This is a genomic window from Sutterella seckii, assembly GCF_009183815.1.
Lineage (GTDB): Bacteria > Pseudomonadota > Gammaproteobacteria > Burkholderiales > Burkholderiaceae_F > Sutterella > Sutterella seckii.
Genome location: NZ_WEHX01000116.1, coordinates 1 through 6,348, shown reverse-complemented (window position 1 = coordinate 6,348; position 6,348 = coordinate 1). Strand labels below are relative to the sequence as shown.

The following is a 6,348-nucleotide window of genomic DNA, read 5'->3' as shown; positions in this document are numbered from 1 at the left end:
GGGCGAGAGGCCGCCCGCACGGCGGCGGACCGGAGCGCCAGACTGCAGGTGCCGGCGAGCGACCCCGGCAATGAGGGGCATCTCCTCCGCAGGACTCACGCGAAGCCCCCGCACGCGCCTCACTTCAATGCCGAGATCCGCCATGAGTCGGTCGACGGCGACGCCGCCGCCGTGCACCAGCAGAAATGCGCGTCCCGCGGCTTCAAGCTCCCGGCAGAGGCGTTCGAGTTCCTTTTCCGCGCCGAGCGCCTTGCCGGACAGCTTGACGACAAGGGGCGCGGCGTTCTTTTTCTCTTCCATGGCTCCTTCCTCTCTTTTAGAAAACGGCTGAGGTGCGGCGACGCCCTCAAACGGAGAATCCCGCGTCTTCCGGGATCCCGAGGCGCAGGTTCATCGCCTGCACCGCCTGGGAGGCCGCCCCTTTAAGAAGGTTGTCGATCGCGCTCACGATGACGATGTAGCCCGTGTCGGAGACCTTGAAGCCGATGTCGCAGTAAGGCTGATTGACGACGTCGTCGAGCTTCGGGAGCCCATCTCGCACCCGCACGAAGGCGCGCTCAAGATAAGTGCTCTCATAGGCCCTCCTGATCGCCTCCTCACTCGCACCCGGAGCGAGCCTCGCCGTGATCGTCGCGAGGATGCCGCGCTTGAAGGCGCCCAGATGCGGGTTGAAGATCACCGGGACGCCGCCCAGGTGCTCCTCGATTTCCGGGCGATGCCGGTGCGTGAAGATCCCGTAGGCCGAGAGGCTCACTTCGCAGAAGGCGTTCGAGAGCTTCGCTTTTCTGCCGGCGCCCGAGACGCCCGACACCGCGTCGATGACGGGCGGCATGGAGAGATCAAGAAGCCCCGCGTCGATGAGCGGACGGAGCGCGAGCTGCGACGCCGTCGGGTAGCACCCGGGGAGCGAAATCAGATTGGTTTCGCAAAGCCTCGCTTCATTGACATATTCCGGAAGCGCATAGACCGCTTCCCCGAGAAGCTCCGGATGCGCGTGCTCGAAGCCGTAGTGCTTCGGATAGAGCTTCGGGTCGGAAAGCCTGAAGGCGCCCGAGAGATCGAAAACCTTTACGCCCTTTTCGAGGAAGACCGGTGCGAGCCTTGCACTTACCTCGTGCTCGGTGGCGAGAAAGACGATTTCGACATTTTCGGCTGCGGCCTCCGGATCCGTGAGGGGCTCGAGCCTCAGATCCGTCCTGCCGCAAAGCCTCCCGTCAATCTCATAGATCAGCTTTCCGGCATCGGCGCTCTGTTCGGACACATAAAGCGCCGTGACCGTCACCTCCGGATGGTCGAGAAGAAGCCGGAGAAGCTCAGTTCCGGCATAGCCGCTCGCGCCGACAATAGCGGCCCGAAGCTCTTTGTAGCGGTAGTAGTCATTCATTTTGAAAGCCTTTCAGAAGGGAGGGCGCCAGGCGCCGGCGGCACGCGATATCAGCGTTTTGCCTCATGGGGCTTGATCATTCAGACCGAGACCCGCAGGGAGACGAGCCGGGCTCACGCGTTTGCTTTATGTTTCCCGAAGAATTGAATCTTGCCTGATGTTCCGCAAGAAGCGATGCTTCCGGTCCGTCAGCGCCTCCAGAAACAAGCGAGCATCCGATGTCCGTCATCTCTGATTGTCTGCACTACCTAGAAAAACTCGTCGCCTTCAATACCGTGAGCGACATTGCGCCCGAAAGCGACCAGCCGAACCGCCCGCTCATCGACTGGGCGAAGTCGGAATTTGAAGCCATGGGCTTCGAGACGCGCGTTTTCGAATACAAGCCCGGGAAAGCCGACCTATTTGCCTTCAAAGGCCCCATGACCGGCCGCACGACGCCGGGCGGCCTTCTTCTCTCCGGACACTCCGACACGGTGGGCTGCAACCCGGAACTCTGGACGAATTCGCCCTGGTCCCTGACGGTCCGCGACGGAAGAGCCTACGGTCTCGGCTCCTGCGACATGAAGGGCTTCATCGCTTCGGCGATGGCACTCGCCCGCCGTCATCCGGAAGCTGCCGAAAGAGGCTTCGGCGTTCTCATCACCTGCGACGAGGAAACGTCCATGGCGGGCGCCCGCGCAGCCGTCCCGGAATTAAAGAACCTCGGCGTCATGCCGCAGCTCGCCGTTGTCGGCGAACCCACCGAACTCTCGCCTGTTTTCGGCCACAAGGGGTACATGGGACGCGCGATCATCATCCGGGGGCGCGGCGCCCATTCGTCCGATCCGACCCAGGGCATCAATGCCGTCAAGACTGCTGCACTCGCCGTGGAGGAACTCAACAGCCTTGAAGCGCGCCTCAAAACGCGGCGCGAAAAGGAGTTCAATCATCCGGGGCTCCCGGGCGTGCCCTACCCGACTCTCAACATCGGGTCCATCCGCGGGGGCGACAACGTGAACCGCGTCTGCGCCGAGGCGCGGCTCGAGTTCGACATCCGACCGCTCCCGAAATGCAATGCCGCGGAAATCCGCGGAATGCTCGACGAATCCATGAAGCGGCTTGCCGCCGCCTCTCCTGCTGCGGCCACGCTTGAAGTCCTCTACCCCGATCTTGATCCCTTCATCAACCCGGATCCCGTGCTCAGATCCCGCATCGAAGCCATTGCCGGGCGCGAAGGGTCCTTCGTGAGCTATTCGACGGAAGCCTCGTTCCTGCAGCAGCTCGGCGCCACGGTGGTCCTTGGCCCGGGGTCAATCCGTCAGGCCCACGGCGTCGATGAATACATCGAGCTCTCAGAGCTCGAAAAAGGCATGACGATGCTCGAAAAGCTCTGGGCGGAATTCGTCCGGTGAATGCCGCACCGCAGCCGCTATCGGTTCTAATCTAGAAATGAATAAAGCGGCGCCTCCCGAATCTTCCGGGAAGCGCCGCCTGTCATTTTTCATTTGCAGCGCCCTGATGAACGCCGCAGCTGATAGAAAGGATTAATTGTCGGTGAAGGCCTTCTTCACGCTGAAGGGCCATGCCTGATAGCCCGACGTATTGTGAAGCTGGATTTCAACCGAGGGCTCCTTCTCGCCCCACTTGAATTCGTCGATGTACGGGTTGGGGAGGCCCTTCATGGCGCCGGTCGTGAGATCGAAGTCGGAGCCCGCAGTGGCGGAATAGGCAACCACCGAATCCTTGTCGGCCTGGTATTCCGTGAGCGACGTCACGGGGCTGTACCACGAATGGCCGCGCTCCTTGCCGTACTCCCAGACCTGCTCGACCGTTCTCTTCTTCTGGTCAATCTTGTAGATCACCGCACGCGAATACTTCATTTCCGGAAGCGCCGGCTGCTCTGCGCCGCGGGCGTCGCCGTTGTCGAAGGCAGACACGTAGACCACGTCCTTGTTGGACTTCGAATCGATGCGCCAGGCCGTGTGCTGCGTCCACGTCCAGTCAAAGCCGCCCTCGCAGGTCGTTTCCGTGCAGGAAATAGGCTTTCCTGACTTGTCGACCGGCGTGAGGAGCGCTTCCTTCCAGGGCGAGCGCCAGCCCGCCGGGGCGCCGAGGATCCACTTCACCTTCTTGTCGCGGCCGATCTTGATGATGGCCGACTGGTGGCGCGAGGAGATGATGATAGAATCGTCGTCCGGGTCATAGTCGACCGAATTCACGTGCGCCCAGTTGCGGCCCGGGCCGGTGCCCGCGATGTCGCCGAAGTTGTCGGACTTCTCCTGAGCGGCGAGCTCTTCGGCGGTAAGCGTATGACCCGCCTTCGAGGGATCGATGTTGAGGCAGACGGCGCCCTGGTCGAGAGCCTTGATGATGTTCGAGCGATAGGGGTCAAGAATGTCGAAGAGGCGCCATTCGTCGACGACGCGGCCCGACTGATCGACTTCAATGATCACGTCGCGGACCGTGCGCACGCGCTTCTGGTCGATGCGGCGAAGGTCGGAGGACGCGACGCGCAGGAGGTAATGGCCGTTCGGCATCGGATCCATCGAGTGCGAGAAGTCGCTGTAGCCCGTGGGCAGACGGCGGTTGAAGACCTTGCGGCCCATGATGTCGTACTTCACGTACTTCTGGCCGAAGCCCCAGGAAATGGCGCCGTCGGCATTCTGCTTGAAGCCCATCATGACGCCCTTGCTGTAAATCGATTCCGGATCCCAGAGCGTGGACGCGTCAAGGTACCAGCGGATGTCGCCCTTCGTATCGATGATCGCGATCTTCGGGAGGTAGCTCCACGTGAGAGCGCCCCCCATGGGGTTGTTCCAGACCGCGCGGGTGTCCTGACCGGGCGTGGCTCCGAGGTTGTTGACGAAGTAGAGGCGGTCGCTGAATTCCGGAGCCACCTTCTTCACCTCAGTGTCGAACATCAGATTCTTTTCGCCGGGCATGCCGGATTCCATCCCGCGGATGCCGCCGCAGTAGATGGTGTAGGTGTGCTTGCCGTCAACCACTTTTCCGTCGAAGCGGTAGGAGTAGCTCACCTCAACCTTGTTGGAATAGTCCGGATAGAGGCCGAAGACCGGAATGCCGGCGTGCGTGAGGAGCTGAGCGCGGGAAACGTCATACTTGATTTCCTGGCCGCCTTCCTTCGGAACGACGCGCACGGCTGCCGAGAGAAGCTCGTAGCCGCCGTTCTTGATCACCGCCGTGAGGGGCGCGATCTTGTAGGGATTGACGATCACTTCGCCGAGACTGCCCTGCTTGTTGAAGCCGACGACGGCAAAGCCGCTCGGCGTTCCCATTGCCATGGCGCCCGTGGCGGTCATCATCGCGCAGGCTGCGGCCGAAAGAAGGAAGGTGCGCTTCTGCATTTTCATCTGAATTTCCCTTTTCTGAAGATGGATCCCGGAGCTTCCGGTCCTCCCGGGGGCGATCCGTAAGAAAGACACCCGAAAGAACTAATCCGTTGGTCTGAGAGAAATAGTGCTCCCCGGGAAAAAATCCATCCATTCCCGCTTCTACGCAAAAATGAGCCGAAGATGAAATACCTTTTTCAAGTTTTTGGAATAGACCGGGAGTGCTTTATTGAGACATTTTTTGACGCAGAATGCGCGATACTGAACGCATGAGAAAGGCGGCATGAAAGCCGCCCGGCCGTTTTCCAAAAAAGAACTCTTCAGAATTAAAAGGAACAGATCATGACATTCAACAGCGAGAAGCGTGCTGACGCCATCCGCGGAATCAAGCGCCTCAGCCGCTGCATTCTTTCAGACGTCGAAACTTCCGATTCCTGCTCCTACTTGTCCTACAAAGATCTGACGGTTGCTCTCGACCCGTACGACGTCTGCCTCTTCATCCCGTCGGACCCGAATCTGCTCCCGGACGGATTTCTCGGCAGCGTTCCCATCGGTGAATTATTTGAAGAAGACTTCGCGTCGGAGGACGACGTTAAAGAGATGCTGGACGAGAAGTTTGGGTCGCGAACGATAGCGCGCTTTGCCGCGAATCTTGTCAAAAGCCCCTCCTATACGGTTCGCTCGACCGCTCTCTCGCTTCCGCTCACAGTCTCCCAGTATGAAAAGCTCCTCGAGGACCGGGCGCTCGATATCCGCGTGGAAATTCTTCAGACTGCGCGCGCCGTCGAAATGCTCGCGCGCCGGGCTTCCGGCCGGAAAAAGCTCGCCCGCGCCCTCATGGACCCCGACGTCCGCAGGAGCGCAAGAGAATTGATCCGAAGCCGGGGCGTCTGCCGCAATACGGCGTCCCTCCTGCAGGACCTTATGTCCGGGGCGCCCCTTCCCGGAGAATCTCCGGCAAAAAACGCACCGCCCTTCGTCCTCTCTCTGGGCGACGGCAAACCTTCCGGCGCCCCGGGGACCACCATCGAACTCACCGACCTTACCGACATTGAGACGGCCATGGGTCTTCTCGCCAACTGTTATGAAAAAAAGCAGTTCCCGGCAGACGTCCTCGCGTACCCGCTGGAGTTCGCCCGCCTCTTTGAGGATGACCCCAGGGAATTCGTTCGCCGCCGCGCCGCTGTGGAAGTAAGGTTCGACCAAACTGCCGCATTAGAGTTTGCACGCAACCCGTCCATTTCAGTACGACGCTCGCTCCCCGACGTACCGCTCAATCTCCCGACCGAAGAGGTGGAAGCCTTCCTCGAAAACGATCCCAAACGGATCATTTTCAAGATGGAGAGCCTGCTCATGCGCGACGATGCGGACCTCTGGGCAGAAAAGTTCCTCGCAGACCCCGATCCTGAAGTGAGAGCGGCGGTCAAGTCGGAGATCAAACGCTTCCTTGCCGCGCTCGATCCGGAGGACGATCCGGATTTCGGAATCGGAAGCACTCCGGGAGCAGCGGTCCTCAGCACCTATGACGATGAGGATGAAATCGGGTAGGAGGCATGGGATTAGTTCCCATGCCGTCCTCCCACACCACCGTACGTACGGTTCCGTATACGGCGGTTCCTAGTATCAAGGCTTAAC

5 protein-coding genes are annotated in these 6,348 nt (G+C 60.5%); 2 read left to right on the top strand and 3 right to left on the bottom strand.

Annotated features, from left to right (window positions below):
* On the bottom strand, positions 1-300 hold a 300-nt coding region (locus tag GBM95_RS10720), incomplete at its 3' end, for an amino acid kinase family protein (RefSeq protein WP_451921465.1).
* A 46-nt stretch (positions 301-346) separates the two neighbouring features.
* The gene (gene argC, locus GBM95_RS10715) at positions 347-1,384 is read right to left on the bottom strand and encodes an N-acetyl-gamma-glutamyl-phosphate reductase (RefSeq protein WP_152159087.1); all 1,038 of its coding nucleotides are present in this window, start codon (positions 1,382-1,384) and stop codon (positions 347-349) included.
* Between the two features lie 218 nt (positions 1,385-1,602).
* Here argC and argE point away from each other — a divergent pair, with 218 nt between their 5' ends.
* On the top strand, positions 1,603-2,775 hold the full coding sequence (argE, locus tag GBM95_RS10710; RefSeq protein WP_152159086.1) for an acetylornithine deacetylase: 1,173 nt from the start codon (positions 1,603-1,605) through the stop codon (positions 2,773-2,775).
* Positions 2,776-2,907: 132 nt separating this feature from the next.
* Here the strand turns inward: argE and GBM95_RS10705 are convergent, their stop codons facing one another.
* Positions 2,908-4,734 (bottom strand): aryl-sulfate sulfotransferase, encoded by a 1,827-nt coding sequence (locus GBM95_RS10705; protein WP_152159085.1) that lies wholly within the window; start codon positions 4,732-4,734, stop codon positions 2,908-2,910.
* 321 nt (positions 4,735-5,055) lie between these two features.
* Here GBM95_RS10705 and GBM95_RS10700 point away from each other — a divergent pair, with 321 nt between their 5' ends.
* Positions 5,056-6,261 (top strand): hypothetical protein, encoded by a 1,206-nt coding sequence (locus GBM95_RS10700; RefSeq protein WP_152159084.1) that lies wholly within the window; start codon positions 5,056-5,058, stop codon positions 6,259-6,261.
* Positions 6,262-6,348: the final 87 nt, after the last annotated feature.